This is a genomic window from Dawidia cretensis (assembly GCF_018598175.1).
In the GTDB taxonomy this organism is placed as follows: Bacteria; Bacteroidota; Bacteroidia; order Cytophagales; family Cyclobacteriaceae; genus Ohtaekwangia; species Ohtaekwangia cretensis.
The window spans coordinates 1-618 of the sequence record NZ_JAHESE010000104.1; the positions used below are offsets into that span (position 1 = coordinate 1).

Consider the following 618-nt stretch of genomic DNA (forward strand, 5'->3'; position numbering starts at 1 on the left):
CTGCCGCACCCTGCGACCGTCAGCAAGACGGCCAGGATGCAAGCATGTCTTAAAAAAAAGAGGGTCTTTTTACGAGGGGATTTTTTCATACACAGTTTCAATCTTCGGAATGTTGTTTTGGTAATACAAAACAAACCGTTTGCTCTCCATCAGACAATAACCCCTTTGGGTAAGAAACAGCGTGAGCGTGATCGTGAAATAGTGTTACGACGCTGGCGAGCAGCCGTTAGCGGCAACGTCGTAAGCTGGGTACCGTGCAGTGCTCAAATAATCCGCTCGCGAATAGCCTTTGCCACTGCTTCCGGCCCACACTGCACATGCAGTTTCTGATAAATATTCTTAAGATGCTTATTCACTGTCTCCGGCGAAATGCTGAGCTCCAACCCAATCATCCGATACGAAACCCCCCGCGAGAGTAATTCCAGCACCTGCTGCTCGCGATCAGTAATATTATACTCTTTTTTTGCCGTAGCCTTCGGCTGGCGAAACGCCTGCAACACCCGGTGCGCAATCCCCGGCGACATCGGCGCGCCACCCTCATACACTTCCTGTATGGCCCGCACCAGCTGCGCAGAAGAATCCTTCTTAAGCAGGTACCCGTCCGCACCGTTACTAAGG

Annotated in this window: 1 protein-coding gene; it reads right to left on the reverse strand. The window is 51.5% G+C overall.

Translation table 11 applies throughout. The annotated features are described in order from the left end of the window. Nucleotides 1–263 precede the first annotated feature (263 nt). Nucleotides 264–618, reverse strand: a 355-nt coding sequence (locus tag KK062_RS29910; RefSeq protein WP_254088059.1) for a LuxR C-terminal-related transcriptional regulator, incomplete at its 5' end; no start/stop codon positions are given.